This is a genomic window from Hydrogenophilus islandicus (assembly GCF_054657095.1).
Genome location: NZ_BAAHXE010000059.1, coordinates 1 through 1,941 on the forward strand (window position 1 = coordinate 1; position 1,941 = coordinate 1,941).

Consider the following 1,941-nt stretch of genomic DNA (forward strand, 5'->3'; position numbering starts at 1 on the left):
TAAAATCAAACCCGCACACGCCACTGCTTCAACAAACGACCCGTGAAGCAGTGCAAAAGGCAAAGCGGCAGAAAACAAGATTATGGCCAGAGTTCGCATACTCCAAACTTACAAGATCCAGGTCTGAAAATCAAGCAGCTGCTTAGCCTGTTACAATAGTTCCCATGCATGATCAGTCGCCGGAGGCGGGCGATGGGACTCGCGCTACGTCAATCGCAACGCTACACCTACGCCGACTACCTCACCTGGCCCGAGGATGCCCGCTACGAGCTCATCGACGGTGAAGTCTACGCGATGGCCCCGGCGCCCAACCGCCGCCATCAGGAGGTGGTCTTGGAGTTGGCGCGGCAAATCGCCGACGCCCTGGAGGGTACCCCCTGCCGGCCCTACATCGCCCCGTTCGACGTGCGTCTGCCCCGCGCGAATGAAGCGGATGAGGCGATCGACACCGTGGTGCAACCCGACATCAGCGTGATCTGCGGTAAAGAGCGACTCGACGAGCACGGCTGCCGCGGTGCGCCCGACTGGATCATCGAGGTACTTTCGCCCGCAACCGCCGCGCACGACCAGATCGTCAAGCGTGCCGTCTATGAGCGCGCGGGGGTCCGGGAGTATTGGCTGGTGCACCCCACCGACCGCGTCGTTACGATCTACCTCTTGGAAAACGGCGCTTACGGCAAGCCCGCGGTGTACGAACTTCAGGGCACCACTGCGGCGGTGACGCTCCCGCAGGTGGTGATCGACTGGGCACGGGTGCTCAGGGAGTGAGGCGGCAACCTACGCGATCACTGCACCGGTCACGATGTTCAAAACGCCAGGTGATTTTGACGAGGATGTAGCGTTCTACGCTGAGCGCCTCTCGTGGTACGACTTCGTGGATGAGGCCAACCTCAACGCCTATAATGAATGGGGCTGGGCAGTCGTCGATGAAGAGGTGCTCAAGGCGCGCTCGGCGCTCGAGCTTTTGCGCAACCGGATCAGCGACGACCATCGCGCCCTGCTCGATGCCGCGGACCGGCAGTGGCGCGCGCACCCTGCCGCCTTCGACGCGATGTTCCGCGTGGCGATTGCGAAGGCGGATCTGGCGACCACGCTCGCCGAGTGGGTGCGGGATGAAGAAGGCCGTCCGGTGCCTGTGCCGCCGTCGCACTGGTGGTGGCGGACGTCGGACAAATGGTAGACCTTGGCAGTCCTGTCCTGCCCGCTCCCGTTTCGGGCGAAAGCGGCTTTTGCGCGCCGCCGCAGCCGCACCGGCGGCGTAGGTCTTCTTTCAACGCAGGAAGTGACCGATGAGGCCGGCTACGATGCCGAATACAAGAACGCCGCCTAGGAGCGCCAGAGGAATGAGCATGAGCCAGCCAGCAATGAGGGAACCGGGGAAAAGCGTGGCGAGGATGACACCGGAAAAGAACATGAAGCCCAGGGTGGAACCAAGAGCCATGACAGGATCGAAACGTTTTTTGTGGCCCAACATGGATAACGATCACGTGAATGCCCGACGCCCGCGCATATTATACCCTTTCGACCCCTAAGCGACCAGCTTGGTCGAGGTCGATTCGATGCGCTCACGCAGGCGCGACAGCGGCCCGCTGGCGAGATCCTGCAGCGTGACGAGGATGGCGAGCTTGGCGGCAGGAGTCATGATGGGCTATTCTGGAGGAATGGATACGTTCATTGCCGTCGTCATTCTGGTCGTTTTGGTGCTGGCGGTGGTGGGCTTTGTCGCCTTCGCGCTCGATCTGGGCAGCGCCGTGGGCGATCGGGTCGATGCCTTCATTCGCCGCCGCCGTTGATGTGGTTCCAGTAGGCCACCGCCTCATCGCACCAGTCGGCGAGCTCGGCGATCGGCATCGCCATCAGTTCGCCATATCCCCAGCCGGTGACATGCGCCAGATGGATCAGCGCGTCGCGGCCGGGGAGGGGACGTTTCCCAGCTGCTCG

General features: G+C 62.3%; 4 protein-coding genes. 3 read left to right on the forward strand and 1 reads right to left on the reverse strand.

Going from position 1 to position 1,941, the window contains the following annotated elements; all coding sequences use genetic code 11:
• Window positions 1-192: 192 nt before the first annotated feature.
• Together ACYQ6T_RS10610 and ACYQ6T_RS10615 are read left to right on the forward strand one after the other, a co-directional pair.
• Window positions 193-768, forward strand: coding sequence for a Uma2 family endonuclease (locus tag ACYQ6T_RS10610; protein ID WP_459830663.1), 576 nt, complete (start codon window positions 193-195; stop codon window positions 766-768).
• A gap of 34 nt (window positions 769-802) precedes the next feature.
• Window positions 803-1,180: a hypothetical protein gene (locus tag ACYQ6T_RS10615; RefSeq protein ID WP_459830665.1), complete on the forward strand. Its 378-nt coding sequence runs from the start codon at window positions 803-805 to the stop codon at window positions 1,178-1,180.
• A 90-nt stretch (window positions 1,181-1,270) separates the two neighbouring features.
• Here the strand turns inward: ACYQ6T_RS10615 and ACYQ6T_RS10620 are convergent, their stop codons facing one another.
• Window positions 1,271-1,474 carry a hypothetical protein gene (locus ACYQ6T_RS10620; RefSeq protein ID WP_459830667.1) on the reverse strand — a complete coding sequence of 68 codons (204 nt, stop codon included), beginning with the start codon at window positions 1,472-1,474 and terminating at the stop codon, window positions 1,271-1,273.
• Window positions 1,475-1,643: 169 nt separating this feature from the next.
• Here ACYQ6T_RS10620 and ACYQ6T_RS10625 point away from each other — a divergent pair, with 169 nt between their 5' ends.
• The gene (locus tag ACYQ6T_RS10625) at window positions 1,644-1,793 is read left to right on the forward strand and encodes a hypothetical protein (RefSeq protein ID WP_459830670.1); all 150 of its coding nucleotides are present in this window, start codon (window positions 1,644-1,646) and stop codon (window positions 1,791-1,793) included.
• Window positions 1,794-1,941 lie beyond the last annotated feature (148 nt).